Source organism: Methylobacterium sp. PvP105 (assembly GCF_017876975.1).
Taxonomy (GTDB): domain Bacteria; phylum Pseudomonadota; class Alphaproteobacteria; order Rhizobiales; family Beijerinckiaceae; genus Methylobacterium; species Methylobacterium radiotolerans.
Window position 1 is genome coordinate 4,303,400 of record NZ_JAGIPA010000001.1, and the last position, 17,054, is coordinate 4,320,453.

Consider the following 17,054-nt stretch of genomic DNA (forward strand, 5'->3'; position numbering starts at 1 on the left):
CGGCCTGCCGGGCCTGTCAGGCCGGGTCCGTCGTCGGCGCGCGGTTCTGCGCGAGGCGGGCGGCGCTGCGGACCAGCGCGAGCACGTCGCGGCGCATCTGCTCGTCCTCGATCTGAGCGTAGGCGCGCAGCAGCTCGATGGCGCCGTGGGCGCTGAGGAAGCCGAACACGTCCTCCTGGGCGTTCTCGCGCGGCTCGCTCTCCTCGAAGAACGCGGAGACCGGAACCTCGAGGAGGCGCGCGATCTCGCGCAACCGGCCGGCACCGACGCGATTCTGGCCCTTCTCGTATTTCTGCACCTGCTGGAAGGTCACGCCGACCGCGTTGCCCAGAGCGGTCTGACTCATGCCGCGGGCCTTGCGCAGGGCGGTGATCCGGATGCCGACCAGGCGATCGACGTCGGTCGTCTGCTTCGGCATCGTCTGGCCGGAGGTCTCTTTCTCCATGGCGTGGGCTGCATCCTCCTGCAGACGCGGTGTCTTCGCCTCGCCGTCGCGCCGCTTCACCGTCCGCCCCTTCGTCGCATGTCCTGCACGCCAGGCTACCGGTACTCCGTGCCGCTATCCGGCTATAGCCCTGATCCCGACACAGCTGAACCGCGGCGCAGTAGGACACCAAGTTGTCAAGCTTCGCAAGTCGAAGATTACATCTTCTAGTTTAAGCCCACACATCTTTGCAACATTGTTGCTCAAATGTCGACGCTGAGGTCTCGGCTGCTTTTATGGGTGCGCCTTGTCGCCGCGCGGGCGTTCCCCTTACGAGCACCGAGGCATGTAGGTTCGGTACCGCGCAGGAGACACGCATGTTCATCGCGATGAATCGCTTCAAGGTCGTTAAGGACGCGACGGCGGATTTCGAGGCCGTCTGGCTCGGACGCGACAGCCACCTCGGCGAGATGCCCGGCTTCGTGGAATTCCACCTGCTGCGCGGGCCCGAGCACGAGGATCACGTGCTGTACGCCTCCCACACGATCTGGCGATCGCGCGCGGATTTCGAGGCCTGGACCCGGTCCGAGCAATTCCGCAAGGCGCACGGTCGCGTCCCGTCGACCAAGCCCCTGTATCTCGGCCACCCGCAATTCGAAGGTTTCGAGACGATCCAGACGGTCGGCGGCTCCGCCGACGCCCGCCAGGACGCCGACGCCGTCTGAGCGAGACCGACCCCGGCCCTCCCGTGGCCGGGGTCGCACGCGGGCACCGACGCGGTTGAAACCGTGAGTTAAGAAACCCGCGTGAATTGAAATAGCTCCGGCGAAAATGGTTCCCTACCAAGTCTGGCCCCTGCCGGATGCGCCGAACAGTCACTCAGCATTAATCATGTATTGCAACGTCCGGAGGCTCGCCCTAGGTCGCAGCCTTCCTTCGTGACTGCGATCGTGAACCCGCGGGGCCCGCGGCTTGCTCCGTCACCGTCACCAGGCGGCGCTGAAACCTTTCGTGTCTCAGACTGGTACAGAGTCCGACTAAGACGGGACGTTGCGGGTCAGATGTTTCACGATCGGCTTCCGGAGACGTTTCAGGCGCTGCCGACCTCGGCGGAGCGCCGCCGCAACGTGTGGTCGGCCCTGCTGCCGCGCCGCGGTCGTGCGCTGGCGCGCATCGCCCTCTCCGCGGGGCTCGCGGTCACCGACATGGCGGCGATCGTGGCGGTGACGCTGGGCCTCGAATGCGCCTACCACGCCATCGCGCAGGACAGCACGGTCTGGGCGGGTCTCGTCCGCGGCCTGCGGCTGTCGGCGCTGCTCGCCTTGGTGATCGTCGCCACAAACGTGCTCCGCGAGGAGTACAGCCTCGAAAACGTGATGGCGCAGAAGCCCGGCATCCAGCGCGTGGCCTCCCTCTGGCTGATCGCCTGGGCCGCCGTGCTCGTCGTCAGCTTCATGACGAAGACGACCAACGATTACTCGCGGCTCGTCTCGCTCGGGATCTTCGCCGCCGGCCTGCCGGTCCTGATCGGAGCGCGGGCCGCGGTGCGGCGGCTCGTGCGCGAGCGGCTGAGCGCCGGCTCGGCCACCGCCAGCCGGATCCACCTCGTAGGCTACGAGGAGGACATCGCGCGCTTCTACGCCGGCAAGGAGGTCGACCAGCTCGGCTCGCGGATCATCGGGACGAGCTACCTGCGGCGGGTCGATCCCGGCGCGGACGCGGCCACGCGCCACGACCAGCTGCAGGAAGACCTCGACCTCGCCGTCTCCGTCGTCCGCTTCCTGCGGCCGGACGACGTCTTCGTCCTGGTGCCGTGGGCCGACACCGCGGAGGTCGAGCGCTGCATCGACGCGTTCCTGCGGGTGCCCTCGGCCCTGCACCTGCGTCCCGGCGCGGTCCTCGACCGGTTCCCCGACCTGCAGGTCGCCCGAGTCGGCGGCGTCTCGGGGATCAACATCGGCCGCCGGCCGCTCAACGTGGGTGAGGTCATGCTCAAGCGCGCCCTCGACCTGACGGTGGCGACCATCGCCCTCGTGTCGCTGTCGCCGCTGCTCGCCGCGATCGCGGTGGCGATCAAGCTCGACAGCCCCGGCCCGGTCTTCTTCCGGCAGAAGCGCTACGGATTCAATCAGCAGCCGTTCGGCGTGTTCAAGTTCCGGTCGATGCGGGCGGACCCGAACGCCGCCTTCCGGCAGGCGACCCGCAACGACAGCCGGATCACCCGGATCGGCGCCATCCTGCGGCGGACGAATCTCGACGAGCTGCCCCAGCTCATCAACGTCCTGCGCGGGGAGATGTCGCTGGTCGGTCCGCGCCCGCACGCGCTGGCGCATGACCGCAGCTTCGAGCGCCGGATCGCCCTCTACGCCCGCCGACACAACGTGAAGCCCGGCATCACCGGCTGGGCCCAGGTCAACGGCTACCGCGGCGAGACGCAGACCGACTTGGCCATGGAGCGGCGCGTCGCCTGCGACCTGCACTACATCGACAACTGGTCGATCTGGTTCGACATCCAGATCATGATGCAGACGGTCGTCTCGCGCCGCGCCTACCAGAACGCCTTCTGACCGGCAGCCGGCGATCGTCCGGCGCGCCGGTGTACACGGCGCGGCCGGCCGGGCCTCGCAGCCCGGGCGGTGCGCCTCAGAGGGCCTGCTTCCGCTCCCGGCAGGCGCCGCAATCGCCCTCGACCTCCAAGATGCTGTGGCTCGGCGTGAACCCGGCACGCTCGAGCGTGCGCCCGAGACTGCCCTCGACCTCCTCCGACGAGGCCTCGTCGACGCCCCCGCAGATGCGGCAGATCAGGAAGATGACGCCCTCACCGGGCGCGTGGCCGTGCGCGCACGGGATGAAGGCGTTGCGGCTCGCGATCCGATGGACCAGCCCCTGCTCCATGAGGAAGTCGAGGGCGCGGTAGACCGAGACCGGCGCAACGCGCTTGCCCGGCGCGCTCAGTCGCTCGGCGATGTCGTAGGCGCCCTGAGCCTTCCCGGCCTCGGCCACGGCCTCCAGCACCTCCCGGCGCAGGGGCGTGAACTGAAGACCGCGCTCGCGACACAGGGCCTCGGCCCGCGCGAGCATGTCACCGGTGCCGGCGTGGCACGCGTCGTGACCCTCGTGACGGTGCATGATTGCTCCAGACGTGATCCGCAGGTTGTCCCACGGGTTTGTTACAGTGTATCACCGCCGCCCAGCACCGCACCAGTAGCCCCGCGCGGTGCCCGCGCCGGCGTGAGCGCGCGACGAGGACTCCGTGCCGACCATTCCCAGCCCGAGACACGCGGCGCGGCGATCGCTGTTCCAGAGCGGGATCGGCCTGCGGCTGGCGCTCGCCGCGCTGCTCTCCGCGCTGGTCTGGCTGACCATCGCCTGGGCGCTCGCCACATGAGCGGCCCGATACCGGATCCGATCCGCCTCGTCGGTCTCACCCTCGGTTACGACCGGCATCCCGCGGTCCACCACCTCGACGGATCCGTGCGGGCCGGTGACCTGCTCGCCCTCGTCGGGCCGAACGGGGCCGGCAAGTCGACGCTCCTCAAGGGCATGGCCGGCGAGATCCGCTGCCTGGACGGCCGCATCGAGCGCGCGGGCGCCCTCGCCTACATGCCGCAGGTCGACGAGATCGACCGGAGCTTCCCGCTCACGGTGATGGATCTCGCCGGCATGGGCCTCTGGCGCCGCGCGGGGGCGTGGCGCAGCCTCACCCGGAGTCGCCCGGCCATTCAGGCGGCGCTGGCCACGGTCGGCCTCGACGGCTTCGCGGCGCGGCCGATCGGCACCCTGTCGGGCGGGCAGTTCCGGCGCGCGCTGTTCGCCCGGCTGATCCTGCAGGACTGCCCGGTCGTGCTCCTCGACGAGCCGTTCACCGGCATCGACGCGCGGACGGTGGACGACCTCCTGGCGCTCATCCGCGCGTGGCATTCCGAGGGGCGGACCGTGGTCGCCGCCCTCCACGACCTCCAGCAGGTCCGCGCGCATTTCCCGACGACGCTGCTCCTCGCCCGAGAGCCGGTCGCCTGGGGTCCGACCGCGCGGGTCCTGACGGCCGAGAACCTCGCCCGTGCCCGCAACCTGTCCGAGGCTTGGGACGAGGGCGCGGCGATCTGCGCCGGGCCGCGGGCGGTCGCGGCCCCGGCGCACGCGCACGGCAGCGCGAACCATCATCACCACGAGGATGCCGCGTGATCGATCCGCTCGGATCCCTGTTCGCGCCGTTTGTGGAGTTCGGCTTCATGCGTCGGGCCCTGGCGGGCTGTCTCGCGCTGTCGGTGTCGGCGCCGCCCATCGGCGTGTTCCTGACGCTGCGCCGCATGAGCCTGATGAGCGACGCCATGAGCCACGCGATCCTGCCCGGGGCCGCTATCGGCTTCCTGGTCGCCGGCCTGTCCCTTCCGGCGATGACGCTGGGCGGCCTCGTCGCCGGGCTCGCGGTCGCCCTGCTCGCCGGCGCCGTCACTCGGGCGACGGTCGTGCGGGAGGACGCGAACCTCGCGGCCTTCTACCTCATCTCGCTCGCGGCCGGCGTGCTGCTGGTCTCCCTGCGCGGCTCGCAGATCGACCTCATGCACTTCCTGTTCGGCTCGGTCCTGGCGCTGGACGACGCCGCCCTCTGGCTGCTCGGCGGCATCAGCACGCTGACCCTGCTGGCCCTCGCCCTGATCTACCGACCGCTCGTGATGGAATGCGTCGACCCGCTGTTCCTGCGGAGCGTCAGCCGCAGCGGCGGCCCGGTCCACCTCGCCTTTCTGGCGCTGGTGGTGGTCAACCTCGTGGGCGGCTTCCAGGCTCTCGGCACGCTGCTGGCCGTGGGGCTGATGCTGCTGCCGGCGGTGGCGGCCCGGTTCTGGGCGCGCGACCTGGCCGGGCTGATCCCTGTCTCGATGCTGATCGCCGCCCTGGCCAGCGTGTCGGGGCTCAGCCTGTCGTACCGGTACGACGTGCCGAGCGGGCCGGCCATCGTGCTGGCGGCCGGCGCGCTCTACGTGGCCTCGATGATGGTCGGCCCCCGCGACGGCCTGCTCCGCCGCCTCGTCCGGCCGCGCCACCTCGAAGCCTGATCAGGGCTGGTCCTTGAGGGCGGCGAGACCCTCGCGGTAGGTCGGGTAGGCGAGCGCGACGCCGAGCTCGTCGCGGATCAGCCGATTCCGGACGCGCTTGTTCTCGCCGTAGAAGCTGCGCGCCATCGGCGACAGGTCGGCGGTCTCGAAATCGATGGCGGGCGGGAGCGGCAGGCCGGTGAGGGCCGCGGCGTGCTCGGTCACGGTCTGGGGCGCGGCCGGCTCGTCGTCGGTGACGTTGTAGATCGCTCCCGGCCGCGGCCGGTCGATCGAGGCGAGCAGCGTCGTGGCGATGTCGTCGACGTGGATGCGGTTGAAGACCTGCCCGGCCTTCACGATGCGCTGCGAGCGACCCTCGCGCAGCTTCACGATCGGGTTGCGCCCGGGTCCGTAGATGCCCGAGAGCCGGAAGATCTGGACGGCCTTGCCGGTCGCGGCGCCGAGCGCCAGCCACGCCGCCTCAGCGTCGAGGCGCACCTTGGACCGGGCGCTGCGCGGGGTCGCCGGCGTGGCCTCGTCGGTCCAGGCGCCGCCCTGGTCGCCGTAGACGCCGATGGTCGACAGGTACCCGATCCAGCGGATCCGGCTCGCCGCGACGGCGTCGGCGTAGCGGGCGAGCACCGGGTCGCCGGCCTCGCCGGGGGGCGCCGAGACCAGGAGCACGTCCGTGTCGGCGAGGTCCGCGGCGATCCGGGGATCGTCGGCCTCCGGCCCGAAGGCGCGCATGGCGAAGGACGTCTCCGCCGCGATGCGGTCGGCGGCCGCGGGGTCGGTGACGGTCGCGCGGACGGTCTCGAAGCGCGCCCGTGCCCGCGCGGCGAAGTGGCGGCCCGTGAAACCGAGCCCGAAGACGAAGAGATTCATGCGGCGGATGTCTCGTCCGTCCGCGATCCCGTCAAGCCGGTCGCGGCCCGCCACTCGTCGCGCACGTGGGCGTCCGTCTCGCGCTCGCCCTGCTGCCGACGGAGCGCGCGCACGGTCTCCGGCTCCAGCAGCCGGCCGCAGGCCCAGACCGCCATGCCGCGCACCAGCGGGGACGGGTCGCGCAGCCGCGCGACGGCCGCCTCCGCCAGCGACGGGTCACCCGAATTGCCGATCGCGATCATGACGTTGCGCAGGAAGCGGTCGCGCCCCGTACGCTTCACCGGCGTGCCGGCGAAGAAGGCGCGGAACGCCGCGTCGTCGAGTTCCGCGAGATCCGCGAGCGCCGGGGACGCCAGCTCCGCGCGCGCGGCGAGCCGGCTCTCCGCCGCGGTGCGGGCGAACTTGTTCCAGGGGCAGACGGCCAGGCAATCGTCGCAGCCGAAGACCCGGTTGCCGATCGCCGCCCGGAACGCCGCCGGGATCGGCCCGGCATGCTCGATCGTGAGGTACGAGATGCAGCGGCGGGCATCGAGCCGGTAGGGCGCCGGGAAGGCGTCGGTGGGGCAGACGTCCAGGCAGGCGCGGCAGGAACCGCAATGGTCGCGCTCCGGCGCATCGGGCTCGAACTCCGCGCTCGTGTAGATCGCGCCGAGGAGCAGCCAGTTGCCGTGCCCGCGGGAGATCAGCACCGTGTGCTTGCCCTGCCAGCCGAGGCCGGCCGCCTCCGCGAGGGTCTTCTCCATGACGGGGGCGGTGTCGCAGAACACCTTCACCCGCACGTCGCCCTTGGCCGACAGGTACCCGCCCAACTCTTTCAGGCGCCCCTTCAAAACCTCGTGATAATCCCGCCGCTGCGCGTAGGCGGCGACGGCACCGCGGTCGCGGCGTCCCACGAGGTCGAGGGGATCGTGCTCCGGCCGGTAGCTCATCGCCAGGACCAGGATGCTGCGCACCCCCGGCCAGAGCGCGATCGGGCTGGCCCGCTGGTCGGCCCGCTCCGCCATCCAGTCCATGGTGCCCTGCGCGCCCTCGGCGAGCCAGGCGGACAGGCGGCCCGGCAGGTCGGGGAGCCGGTCGGGACGGGTCACGCGCAGGCCGCAGAACCCGAGCGTCCGGGCCCGGGCCTCGACGAGGCGGCGCAGGTCGGCGCCGTGATAAGTCCGTCGCGCGTTCAGAAATCCAGATCCGCGTAGTGGGCTGCCGGCGCCATGCCGGGCACACGGTCGGCGAGCAGGGCGCGGAACGAGGGCCGCGACTTGACCCGGGCGTACCAGTTTCGCGCCATCTCGTCCTCGTCCCAGGGCACGTCGCCCAGGTAGTCGACGCAGGAGAGATGGGCCGCCGCCGCGAGATCCGCATAGGTCAGGTTGTCGCCGGCGATCCAGCGCCGCCGCGCGATCAGGTAGCCGATGTATTTGAGGTGGTAGCGCACGTTGGAGCGCGCCGCGCGGATCGCGTTCATGTCGGGCGGGCCGCCGCCCTCGTTGGCCGACATGAAGCGCTTCGAGATCTTCTCGTTCACGAGGTAGGCGGTCACCTCGGACTCGAACTTCACCAGGAACCAGTCGAGCAGCCGCCGGACCTCGACGCGCTCGACCGTGTCCTCCGGCAGCATCCGCCGGCCGGAGAGGCCGAGGCCGCGGGTCTCGTCGAGGTACTCGGCGATGACGCCCGCACCGGGGACCACGAGCCCGTTCTGCTCCAGCAGCACGGGCGTGACGCCCGCCGGGTTGATCAGCAGGAAGTCGTCGCGCCGTTCCCAGGGCCGTTCTTCGAACAGCGTCGGCTCCATGCCCATCTCGGCGAGCACGAGACGGATGAATCGGGAATTCGCGCAGAAGGGGAAATGGTAGAGGGTCGCCATCGAGGCCGTGCGGGACGTTCGGTCTGCCAGCGCGGCCGGTCCCGCGCTCGTCGTGGGTCCTGATGCGCAGGTCTTCGGCGCGCAGGACTTCGGACCGAGCGTTATTGCCCGACCGTTGCCGAGCCCTTAACACGCGCGGCCCGGCCCGGTAACTGCCCGTCAACCCTGATCGGCGAAGCCTCGGGTACAACCATTTCGCGTGGCAGGCGGCGGCCCGACGGGGGCCGCCGCGCGCGCGGCATCAAGGCGTCGCGATGGATCCCGCAAGCATCGGCAAGGCAGTGCTGCTCGCCCTGGTGGAGGGGGCGACCGAGTTCATCCCGGTCTCCTCCACCGGCCACCAGCTGCTGGTGGGGCACTTCATCGGCTTCCACTCGCCCAACAACACCTTCGAGGTGCTGATCCAGCTCGGCGCCATCCTGGCGATCCTGCTGGTGTATTTCCGCCGCCTCCTCGGGATCGCCACCGCCCTCCCGTCCGATCCGAAGGCCCGTCGCTTCGTGCTCGGCATCCTGGTGGCGTTCCTGCCGGCGGCGATCATCGGCGGTCTCTTCTCGAAGCTGATCAAGGCCTACCTGTTCAACCCGTGGATCGTCTGCGCGACCCTCGTGGCCGGCGGCCTGGTTCTCCTCGTCATCGACGACACCGACCTCGAGGTGAAGAAGACCGACGTCTACGACTTCACGCTGCCGATGGACCTGAAGATCGGCATCTTCCAGTGCCTGGCGATGATCCCCGGCGTCTCGCGCTCGGGCGCCACGATCGTGGGCGCGATGCTGATGGGCGCCGACAAGCGCTCGGCTACCGAGTTCTCGTTCTACCTCGCGATGCCAACCATGGCGGGCGCCTTTGCCAAGGACCTGCTCGACAACTACAAGTACCTTTCGGGCAACGATGTCGGCCTGATCGTGATCGGCTTCATCGTGTCGTTCGTCTCGGCGCTGTTCGTGGTGCGATTTCTCCTCGACTACGTCTCCCGTCACGGCTTCTGGCTGTTCGCGTGGTGGCGGATCATCGTCGGCGCCCTCGGCTTCGCCGGCCTGATCATCCTCGGCTGACGCGGGGGCGCCGCGCCCCTGTACACGCGACGGCCCATCCGCCTCGCCGGCGGCGCCCCGGCGCGACGATCCGGATTGACGGGCGCTCCTCGCTTCGCCTCGGCCGCCGCCCTCAAAAATCGGTGATCGGCGGCTTGAGCTTTCCTCAACCATCGGGCGATTGCCAGCGGCGGGGCGGCGTGCGAGGCAAACGCATGAAAGCGGTGCAGAAGACGCCGCGCCCTGGGACGTACCGATGGAAGACAGACCGCTCGCCGACCTCTTCGAGCCCGCGGACCGAGCCCGCTGGCTCGGCCTCGTCGAAGGCGTCCTGAAGGGGGCCGATTTCGAGAAGCGGCTGGTGTCGCGCACGGCAGACGGCCTGCGGATCGAACCCCTCTACGGACCGGCCGAGCCGGCGGCGCAGCCGGTGCGCGAGCCCGGGCCCTGGCGGATCGCCCAGCGTGTCGACCATCCCGACCTCGGCACCGCCAACGCGCAGGCGCTCACCGACCTCGAAGGCGGGGCCGATGCCCTCGTGCTCGCCTTCGCGGGCGCGCCGGGCGCCCGCGGCTACGGTCTGACGGCGGCGAGCGTCGAGGAGCTCGACGCCGCGCTGAAGGGCGTGATGCTGCCGCTGATCGCCCTGCGGATCGACGCCGGGGGCCGCGGCCTGGAGGTGGCCCGGCTGGTCAAGGCGCTGGCGGAGCGCCGCGGCGAGGATCTCTCGACCTACGATCTGGATCTCGGGCTCGATCCCGTGGGCGTCCTGGCGGCCACCGGCAGCCTCGGGGCCGTCTGGACGGACATCGCCCCCCGCCTCGCCGAGACCGTGGCCGAGCTGGAGGCCGCGGGTTTCCGCGGCCGAGCTTTCCTGGCCGACGGCCGGCCCTACCACGAGGGCGGCGCGGGCGAGGCGGCAGAGCTCGGTGCTGTGCTCGCCACCGCCGTCGCCTACCTGCGCGCCCTGGAGGCCTCCGGTCACGATCTCGCGAGCGCCCGCGACCGCGTCGCGATGCTGCTGGCGGCCGATGCCGACGAGTTCGTCACCGTCGCCAAGTTCCGCGCCGTGCGGCGCCTCTGGGCGCGGGTGGAGCAGGCCTGCGGCCTGGACCCGAAGCCGCTGCGGCTCCACGCCGAGACGGCGTGGCGGATGATGACCAAGCGCGACCCGTTCGTGAACATCCTCCGCACCGGCATGGCGGCGGCCTCGGCCGGCATGGGCGGCGCCGACAGCGTCGCGGTCCTGCCCTACACGCAGGCGCTCGGCCTGCCCGACGCCTTCGCCCGGCGCGTGGCGCGCAACAGCCAGATCGTGCTCATCGAGGAGTCGCATCTCGCGCGCGTCAGCGACCCCGCCGCGGGCGCCGGCGGTTTCGAGGCCCTGACGGCCGAGCTCGCCGACGCGGGCTGGGCGGCGTTCCAGGCGATCGAGGCCGAGGGCGGCATCGTGGCCTCGCTCAGCGTCGGCAAGCTCCAGCGGCGGATCGAGGTGACCCGCGAGGCCCGCGCCAAGGCGGTGGCGACCCGCCGCGAGCCGCTCACGGGTGCGAGCGAGTTCCCGAACCTCCCCGAGAAGCAGGTCACGGTTCTCGACGTGCCGCCCGTGGCGGCGGGGCGCGGCTCCAACTTCGGTGCGGGTTCCGCGGTCGCCTGCGACGCGCTGCCGTCCCAGCGCCTCGCGGAGCCCTACGAGGCCCTCCGGGACGCCTCGGACGCCTTCCTCGCCAAGACCGGGCGCAGACCGGTCGTGTTCCTGGCCAATCTCGGCCCGGTGGCGGCCTTCAACGCCCGGGCGACCTTCGCGGCCAACGCCTTCGCGGCCGGCGGACTCGAGTCCCTCTCGAACGAGGGCTTCCCCGACGCCGAGTCGGCGGCGGCGGCGTTCCGGGAGTCCGGCGCCAGCCTCGCCTGCATCTGCTCCACCGACGGGATCTACGCCGAGCGCGCGGTCGAGACGGCGAAGGCGCTCGCCGAGGCCGGCGCCGGACCGGTCTACCTCGCCGGGAAGCCGACGGACCTGGCCGAGCCGCTGAAGCAGGCGGGCGTGGCCGCCTTCCTGCATGTCGGCTGCGACCTGCTCGCCCTCCTCAACGCGGCGCTCCGCGCGGCCATGCGGACACCGGCGCCGCAGACGTCGCGCTGACGGGGCGCCGGCCTCTCCGAAGCCCTCGGCACCCCGGACTCGCATGACGCCCCGCCTCGCCGTCGCCCTGCTCCTCGTTGGCACGCTGCCCGCCGCGGCCGCCCCGCGCCCGGCCGCCCAGCCCGACCGTTTCGACGGCACGTGGAGCGTCGAGATCATCACCGAGGCGGGGACCTGCGACCGCGCCTATCGCTACCCGGTGCGGATCGAGCGCGGGCGGGCCCGCTTCATCGGGACCGCCTTCACGGTCGAGGGCGGCGTCGCCCGGAACGGCGCGATCCGCGGCACGATCTCGAACGGCGCCGCGACCGCCGACGTGCGGGGGCGGCTGGGCTCGGACGGGTTCGGTGCCGGAACCTGGGTCGCGTCCGGAGCCCTCGCCTGCCGGGGACACTGGAACGCGGAGCGGCGCGGCTGAGCCCGGCTGTGGCCGTCGCGAAACAGCCCGGATCTTGCCCGGAATCGGGCGTCCGGACCGAGCCGCCAGCCCCGATCCCGACGCAATCATGAGCGAGAGCTGAACACGGTTCGGACACCCGACGAGGCCGCCCGTATGAAGACTTCGATCCTCGCCACCTTCGCCGTCCTCGCGCTCGTCTCGGCTGCCGAGGCGCGGCCTCACCGGCACCCGGCCGCCCCGAAGGTGAACGCCGCCGAGGCCGAGAAGGTGCTGGGGCCGCTGCGGCAGGCCGCCACCGCGTGCTTCGCCGAGACGGTGCTGTCGAACCCGAAGGCCACCGCCGAGGCGCGCGCCGGCCGCTGGTACGAGGCCGTCGGCATCACCGGCTTCCTCTGCCGCCCGGAGGTCGCCGCGATGATCCAGGCCCACGACAGCCTCTACGGGGCGAAGACCGGCGAGCGCTACTTCAAGGGTGCCTACGTCAAGCACCTGGACCAGCAGCTCGCCGAGCGCCTCCAGCCGATGTTCGCGCGCAAGGCCGTCGCCAGCGCCGAGCCGCCGGTCGAGAAGGCCTCGGCCGAGGAGCCGGCCGAGAACAACTGAGCGGGAACCGACCGGGCCCGCCGCGCCTTCCCCGACCCGGAGGCGGCGATGCCCTACGAACTCCATTACTGGCCGATGATCCAGGGGCGCGGCGAGTTCGTCCGCCTCGCGCTCGAGGAAGCCGGCGCCGACTACGTCGACGTGGCCCGCCAGGACGACGATTCGGGCGGCATCGGACCGATGCTCGACCGCCTGTCCGACCCGGCCGATCCGCGGCCGCCCCTGGCTCCGCCCTTCCTGCGCGACGGCGACGTCGTCGTCGGGCAGAGCGCCGCGATCCTGCTCTATCTGGGGCCGCGCCTCGGCCTCGTGGGCGCTTCGGAGAGCGACCGGATCTGGACCCACCAGCTCCAGCTCACCGTCGCGGACGCGGTCGACGAGGCGCACGACACCCACCATCCCGTCGGCGTCGGCCTGTACTACGCGGATCAGAAGCCCGAGGCGCTGCGCCGGGCGGCCGAGTTCCGGGACGAGCGCATCCCGAAATACCTCGGCTATTTCGAGCGCGTGCTGGCGGCGAACGGCGGCGGCCGGCTCGTCGGCGCGAATCTCTGCTACGCCGACCTGTCGCTGTTCCAGCTCGTCGACGGCCTGCTCTACGCCTTCCCCAGGGCCACCGCCGCGGCCCTTCGGAGGACGCCGCAGGTGGCGGCGCTCCACGAGACCGTGGCGCGCCGCCCGCGGCTCGCCGCCTACCTCGCCAGCGAGCGCCGGATCCCGTTCAACGAGGACGGCATCTTCCGCCGCTATCCCGAACTGGATCCCTGAGGCGCGCGCCGGGGCTCACCGACGCGGGCCGGCGACCAGGATCGCCGCGAGCGCCAGCGCGATGAGCCCGAGCACCAGCGACAGCAGGCGCCAGAACAGCAGCGGGTCGCGCTCCAGAAGCGACGCCCGCCGGCCGTCCGTGAAGGCCGGGTTGGGGTGGCGCAGGTCGTGGACGAAGGCCGACAGGGCCGTGTAGCGCCGTTCCGGATCGGGATGAACGGCCCTGCGCAGCGCTTCGTCGACCCAGACGGGCAGCAGCGGGCGTACGGTGAGCGCCGACGCGTAGCGCAGCCGCCGCTGCGCCGCGCGCGTCCGCGCCCGGGGCACCGCGTCGCCGTAGGGCAGCCGCCCCGTCAGCATCTGGTAGGTGATCACGCCGACCGCGAAGACGTCCGACCGGACGGTCGCCGGGGCGCCGAGGAAGCACTCGGGCGCCGTGTACTGCACCGTGCCCAGGATCTCCGACGGGTCGATCCGCGGGTCGCCCTCGACCACGCCGGCGACCTGCGTCGCGCCGAAATCGATGACCTGGACGGTCCCCGCCGCGTCGATCAGGACGTTGTCGGGCCGCAGGTCCTGGTGGAGCATCTCCCGCCGGTGGAAGGCCTGCACGCCCCGGGCGAGCTGCTCGACGAGCGCCCGCACCGCCTCCAGTTCTGGCGCCGCGTGGTCGCGCATCCACTGGGTCAGCGTCTGGCCCTCGACGTAGCGCATCACCGTGTAGAGGTGGCTGCGCTGGCCGGCCCGGGAATGGGCCTTGAGCACGTGAGGACTGTCGATCCGGCGCGCGATCCACTCCTCCATCACGAAGCGCTTCCGCTGCGCCGGGTCGTCCCGCAGGTCGAGGGACAGCACCTTCAGGGCGACCTGGGCGCCGGTCTCGGCGTCCACCGCGAGGTAGACGCGGCTGCGCGGACCGGAGTGCAGGATCCGCAGCAGCCGGAAGCCGTCGAGCTCCGCGGGCGGATCGAGCAGCGGCGCCGGGTCCAGCCCCTCGGCCTCGCCGAGCAGGTCCGCCGGCTCGCCGGCCGGCACCGTCTCGACCCGCACGATCTGGATCGTCAGGTTGTCCGGGCTGCCGGCCGCCAGGGCCATCTCCACGATCGTCCGCGCGGCGGCGTCCAGGGTCTCGGCCGCCGCGATCGCCGCCACGATGTCGCGGGGCCGGACATGCTCGTGCACGCCGTCGGTCGTCAGCACGAAGGTGTCGCCCGCCGCGATGCCGACGGCGTGGTAGTCGATCTCCAGGCGGGCCTGCGCCCCGAGCGCCCGGCCGAGATAGGATTCCGCGGGGGAGACCACCACGCGGTGGTCCTCGGTGAGCTGCTCGAGGGACCTGCCGGAGACGCGCCAGATCCGGCCATCACCGACGTGGAAGAGGTGGGCCGCGCGCGATTTCAGCACGAGGGCGTCGAAGGTCGTGACGTGACCCCGGTCGAGGTCGTTCGGGTCGGCGCCGCGCCGGGTCTCGGCGAAGAGCCAGGAATTGGTCGCCGCGATCACGCGCTGCGCCGAGGTCTTCACCGACCACGTGTCGGGCGTGGCGTAGTAGTCGCTGAGGAAGCTCTTGACCGCGGTCTCGCTCGCCGCGGCCCCGGCGGCGCTGCTGCTGATCCCGTCGGCGAGGGCCACCGCGATGCCCTTCAGGCCGAGGGCCGGCTGGACCGGGACCAGGGCGCCGTTGAAGTCCTGGTTGGCCGCCTTGCGGCCGGCGCTGCTGTGCTGGCCGATCGTGACCGTCAGGTCGGCCGGACCGTCCGAGACGGCACTCACGCGGCGGCCGCCGCGCCGTCGCCGCGGCCCCGGTACGACAGGGCCTCCGCGAGGTGGAGCCGGCGGACCTGGGCCTCGCCGTCGAGATCGGCGAGGGTCCGGGCGACGCGCAGCGTCCGGTGGAAGCCGCGGGCGGAGAGGCGCATGCTCTCGGCCGCCTGACGGATCAGCGCCGTCCCGTCGGCGTCGGGGCTCGCGACGTCCGAGATCAGCGTCGCCGGACAGGTCGCGTTGGTGGTGGAATCCGGCAGACCGCGCGCGGCGTAGCGCGCGCCCTGGAGGGCGCGGGCGGCCGACACGCGCGCGGCCGCCTCGCGGGAGCCCTCGGCCGGCGCCGGCAGGATTAGGTCGGCGGCCGTGACCGCCGGCACCTCGACGCGCAGGTCGATGCGGTCGAGCAACGGTCCGGAGATCCGCGACTGGTACTGCGCCATGCAGCGCGCGTTCGGCCCGCGCCGGCAGGCGTAGCCCGGTTCGAGTCCCTGGCCGCAGCGGCACGGGTTCATCGCCGCGACCAGCTGGAAGCGCGCCGGGTAGGTGACCCGGTGGTTGGCCCGGGCGATCATCACCGCCCCGGATTCCATCGGCTGGCGCAGGCTGTCGAGCACCTGCGGGGCGAATTCGGGCAGCTCGTCCAGGAACAGCACCCCGCCATGGGCGAGGGAGACCTCCCCGGGCCGGGCGCCGAGCCCGCCACCCACGAGCGCCGCCATCGAGGCGGAATGGTGCGGCTGCCGGAACGGGCGGCGGCTGGAGAGGGCGCCGCCCTTCAGCGCGCCCGCCACCGACTGGATCATGGAGATGTCGAGCAGCTCGCGCGGCGTGAGCGGCGGCAGGATCGACGGCAGACGGGCCGCGAGCATGGATTTGCCCGAGCCCGGCGGACCGTTCATCAGCAGGTTGTGGCCGCCGGCCGCCGCGATCTCGAGGGCGCGCTTGGCACCCTCCTGCCCCCGGATGTCGGCGAGGTCCGGAAGCGGCCCGGTCGGCGCGGCGACGGCGGGCTCCGGCCGCGCCATGACCTGGCTGCCCTTGAAGTGGTTGGCGAGCTGGATCAGCGAGCGCGGCGCGAGCACGTCGAGGTCGCCCCCGGCCCAGGCCGCCTCCGGCCCGGTGGCGGCCGGGCAGATGAGCCCGAGCCCCCGGGCACCGGCCGCCACGGCGGCCGGCAGCACGCCGCTGACCGCCGTGATGCTGCCGTCGAGGGCGAGTTCGCCGAGGACGCAGTAGCCGGCGAGCGCGTCGGCCGGGATCGCGCCGATCGCCGCCATGACGCCCAGCGCGATCGGCAGGTCGAAGTGCGAGCCTTCCTTGGGAAGATCCGCCGGAGCGAGATTCACCGTGATGCGCTTGGCGGGCAGTGCCAGTCCGGAGGCGATCAGCGCGCCGCGGACCCGCTCGCGCGATTCCGCCACCGCCTTGTCGGGCAGACCGACGACGGTGAAGACCACAGAGCCCGGGACGATCTGGACCTGCACGTCCACCGCCCGCGCCTCGATGCCCTCGAAGGCCACGGTGGCGACGCGGGTGACCATCGGTGCCAAGTCCTCGCCGCCGCGTTCCGGTACGGCCCAGATGTGCGGCAGATCCGGGAGCGGCTCAAGGGCATCGCCGCCATGGAACTCCGCTGCCGCCGGCCTGTTCACAGCCGGACACAATGGCCGGATCGGAGACAGCCATGCGCCTGACCACGACCCTTCTCGCCCTGACCCTGATCGCCGGCAGCAGCCTCGCCGCCCGCGCCGACGAGAAGCTCCCGCCGGACCAGCAGGCGAAGGTCGAAGCCATGCTCAAGCAGGAGGGCTTCACCAAGTGGAAGGAGATCGAGCTCGACGACGGCATGATCGAGGTCGACGACGCGATCGACGCGAGCGGCAAGCAGTTCGACCTGAAGCTCGATCCGAAGACCCTGGCGATCGTCAAGCGCAAGGCCGAGTAGGCGGCGCCGAGAGGCAGCGCTTGCGTTCAGAGCGAGGCCCGGCCATATAGCCGGCGGGGGGTTGGCGAGGGACGTTTCACTCGCCAACCGGGTCAGGTCCGGAAGGAAGCAGCCCTAACGAGACCGAGCGGGTCTTCGTCCAGCCTCCCACCTCATTCCACGGCGCGCGGCAGCCAGAC

The 17,054-nt window shown here is 72.0% G+C and carries 18 protein-coding genes and 1 other RNA gene; 12 read left to right on the forward strand and 7 right to left on the reverse strand.

Annotated elements, in window-relative coordinates; translation table 11 throughout:
- Nucleotides 1–16 precede the first annotated feature (16 nt).
- Nucleotides 17–445 carry a helix-turn-helix domain-containing protein gene (locus J3A75_RS21110; RefSeq protein WP_081437813.1) on the reverse strand — a complete coding sequence of 143 codons (429 nt, stop codon included), beginning with the start codon at nt 443–445 and terminating at the stop codon, nt 17–19.
- A gap of 356 nt (nt 446–801) precedes the next feature.
- Here J3A75_RS21110 and J3A75_RS21115 point away from each other — a divergent pair, with 356 nt between their 5' ends.
- Together J3A75_RS21115 and J3A75_RS21120 are read left to right on the forward strand one after the other, a co-directional pair.
- Entirely contained in the window at nt 802–1,149 is a 348-nt protein-coding gene (locus tag J3A75_RS21115; protein ID WP_012320073.1) for an antibiotic biosynthesis monooxygenase family protein, read from the forward strand.
- 336 nt (nt 1,150–1,485) lie between these two features.
- On the forward strand, nt 1,486–2,991 hold the full coding sequence (locus J3A75_RS21120; protein WP_070999846.1) for an undecaprenyl-phosphate glucose phosphotransferase: 1,506 nt from the start codon (nt 1,486–1,488) through the stop codon (nt 2,989–2,991).
- Nucleotides 2,992–3,067: 76 nt separating this feature from the next.
- Here J3A75_RS21120 and J3A75_RS21125 read toward each other — a convergent pair whose 3' ends face one another.
- On the reverse strand, nt 3,068–3,553 hold the full coding sequence (locus J3A75_RS21125) for a transcriptional repressor (protein WP_012320075.1): 486 nt from the start codon (nt 3,551–3,553) through the stop codon (nt 3,068–3,070).
- Between the two features lie 124 nt (nt 3,554–3,677).
- Between J3A75_RS21125 and J3A75_RS37070 the strand changes: the two genes are divergently transcribed.
- Genes J3A75_RS37070 through J3A75_RS21135 form a run of 3 tightly spaced genes read left to right on the forward strand, consistent with a single transcriptional unit; the run spans nt 3,678 to nt 5,481 of the window.
- Complete coding sequence (locus J3A75_RS37070; protein WP_020094646.1) at nt 3,678–3,812, forward strand: hypothetical protein; 135 nt, start codon at nt 3,678–3,680, stop codon at nt 3,810–3,812.
- The gene (locus J3A75_RS21130) at nt 3,809–4,609 is read left to right on the forward strand and encodes a metal ABC transporter ATP-binding protein (RefSeq protein WP_070999847.1); all 801 of its coding nucleotides are present in this window, start codon (nt 3,809–3,811) and stop codon (nt 4,607–4,609) included. Before J3A75_RS37070 ends, J3A75_RS21130 begins: the two co-directional genes overlap by 4 nt.
- Nucleotides 4,610–4,656: 47 nt before the next feature.
- On the forward strand, nt 4,657–5,481 hold the full coding sequence (locus J3A75_RS21135; protein WP_043074057.1) for a metal ABC transporter permease: 825 nt from the start codon (nt 4,657–4,659) through the stop codon (nt 5,479–5,481).
- On the opposite strand, the gene J3A75_RS21140 is transcribed toward J3A75_RS21135, so the two are convergent.
- From J3A75_RS21140 to J3A75_RS21150, 3 genes are read right to left on the reverse strand one after another with little or no spacing between them, the layout of a single operon-like run.
- Nucleotides 5,482–6,345 (reverse strand): SDR family oxidoreductase, encoded by an 864-nt coding sequence (locus tag J3A75_RS21140; protein WP_063111281.1) that lies wholly within the window; start codon nt 6,343–6,345, stop codon nt 5,482–5,484.
- Nucleotides 6,342–7,487, reverse strand: coding sequence for a tRNA epoxyqueuosine(34) reductase QueG (queG, locus tag J3A75_RS21145; protein ID WP_209650944.1), 1,146 nt, complete (start codon nt 7,485–7,487; stop codon nt 6,342–6,344). The genes J3A75_RS21140 and queG overlap by 4 nt, the downstream gene beginning before the upstream one ends.
- Nucleotides 7,488–7,516: 29 nt before the next feature.
- On the reverse strand, nt 7,517–8,209 hold the full coding sequence (locus J3A75_RS21150; RefSeq protein ID WP_012320080.1) for a glutathione S-transferase family protein: 693 nt from the start codon (nt 8,207–8,209) through the stop codon (nt 7,517–7,519).
- A gap of 254 nt (nt 8,210–8,463) precedes the next feature.
- On the opposite strand from J3A75_RS21150, the gene J3A75_RS21155 reads away from it, so the two are divergent.
- The 5 genes from J3A75_RS21155 to J3A75_RS21175 all read left to right on the forward strand — a co-directional run bounded on the left by J3A75_RS21155 (nt 8,464) and on the right by J3A75_RS21175 (nt 13,163).
- On the forward strand, nt 8,464–9,267 hold the full coding sequence (locus J3A75_RS21155) for an undecaprenyl-diphosphate phosphatase (RefSeq protein ID WP_012320081.1): 804 nt from the start codon (nt 8,464–8,466) through the stop codon (nt 9,265–9,267).
- A gap of 235 nt (nt 9,268–9,502) precedes the next feature.
- Nucleotides 9,503–11,392 carry a methylmalonyl-CoA mutase family protein gene (locus J3A75_RS21160; RefSeq protein WP_209650719.1) on the forward strand — a complete coding sequence of 630 codons (1,890 nt, stop codon included), beginning with the start codon at nt 9,503–9,505 and terminating at the stop codon, nt 11,390–11,392.
- 43 nt (nt 11,393–11,435) lie between these two features.
- Entirely contained in the window at nt 11,436–11,810 is a 375-nt protein-coding gene (locus J3A75_RS21165; RefSeq protein ID WP_012320083.1) for a hypothetical protein, read from the forward strand.
- A gap of 135 nt (nt 11,811–11,945) precedes the next feature.
- The gene (locus J3A75_RS21170) at nt 11,946–12,395 is read left to right on the forward strand and encodes a hypothetical protein (RefSeq protein WP_012320084.1); all 450 of its coding nucleotides are present in this window, start codon (nt 11,946–11,948) and stop codon (nt 12,393–12,395) included.
- 48 nt (nt 12,396–12,443) lie between these two features.
- The gene (locus J3A75_RS21175) at nt 12,444–13,163 is read left to right on the forward strand and encodes a glutathione S-transferase family protein (protein WP_053621081.1); all 720 of its coding nucleotides are present in this window, start codon (nt 12,444–12,446) and stop codon (nt 13,161–13,163) included.
- Nucleotides 13,164–13,178: 15 nt separating this feature from the next.
- Here J3A75_RS21175 and J3A75_RS21180 read toward each other — a convergent pair whose 3' ends face one another.
- Both J3A75_RS21180 and J3A75_RS21185 read right to left on the reverse strand, forming a co-directional pair.
- Nucleotides 13,179–14,936: a bifunctional protein-serine/threonine kinase/phosphatase gene (locus tag J3A75_RS21180; protein WP_209650720.1), complete on the reverse strand. Its 1,758-nt coding sequence runs from the start codon at nt 14,934–14,936 to the stop codon at nt 13,179–13,181.
- Nucleotides 14,933–16,471, reverse strand: a complete 1,539-nt coding sequence (locus J3A75_RS21185; protein ID WP_070999851.1) for a YifB family Mg chelatase-like AAA ATPase — start codon at nt 16,469–16,471, stop codon at nt 14,933–14,935. Before J3A75_RS21185 ends, J3A75_RS21180 begins: the two co-directional genes overlap by 4 nt.
- Nucleotides 16,472–16,614: 143 nt before the next feature.
- Between J3A75_RS21185 and J3A75_RS21190 the strand changes: the two genes are divergently transcribed.
- A complete protein-coding gene (locus tag J3A75_RS21190; RefSeq protein ID WP_012320088.1) occupies nt 16,615–16,875 on the forward strand; it encodes a PepSY domain-containing protein in 261 nt (86 codons plus the stop codon).
- A 54-nt stretch (nt 16,876–16,929) separates the two neighbouring features.
- An RNA gene (gene ffs, locus J3A75_RS21195) (signal recognition particle sRNA small type) lies at nt 16,930–17,028 on the forward strand.
- The last annotated feature ends 26 nt before the right edge of the window (nt 17,029–17,054 follow it).